1 protein-coding gene is annotated in these 585 nt (G+C 61.9%); it reads left to right on the top strand.

Going from position 1 to position 585, the window contains the following annotated elements; genetic code table 11:
• A partial coding sequence (locus LQR33_RS22615; protein WP_231470531.1) for a VCBS domain-containing protein occupies window positions 1-585 on the top strand: 585 nt, incomplete at both ends.

Raw genomic sequence — 585 nt, 5'->3', positions numbered from 1 at the left:
CTGGGCCAGGGCGAGACCCGTACCGAGGTGTTCACCGTCTACTCTCAGGACGGCACATCCCACGACATCACCGTAGTCGTCACCGGCGTCAACGACGCCGCGGTAATCTCCGGCACCGATCACGGCATCGTGGTCGAGGACGACATTACCCAGGTGAGCGGCACCCTGCTGGTCAAGGACGTGGATCAGAACCAGTCCGCCTTCCAGCCGATGGCCGATGTTCAGGCCGACTACGGCACCTTCCACTTCGACAGCGCCACCGGCCAGTGGACCTTCATCCTGGACAACGCCAAGGCTCAGGAACTGACCAGCGCCGACCGCTTCGACCGCACCTTCACCGTACTGTCCTTGGATGGCACGCCCCATACCATCACTGTCACCATCCAGGGCAAGGACGATACGGCGGTGATCACCGGCAACGACCAGGGAGCGGTAACCGAAGACCTCAACGTTTCCGCCGTCAACACTCTGGACTACAGCGGCAAGCTGAACGTGGTCGATCCTGACAAGGGCCAGTCGGTGTTCGACACCAGCCGCGTCGACAACAAGACCACCAATCTGGGCTCGATCACCATCGACGCCAAC

Source organism: Chromobacterium piscinae (genome assembly GCF_021129175.1).
Classification (GTDB): domain Bacteria; phylum Pseudomonadota; class Gammaproteobacteria; order Burkholderiales; family Chromobacteriaceae; genus Chromobacterium; species Chromobacterium piscinae.
This window is presented reverse-complemented; position numbering and strand designations above follow the sequence as displayed.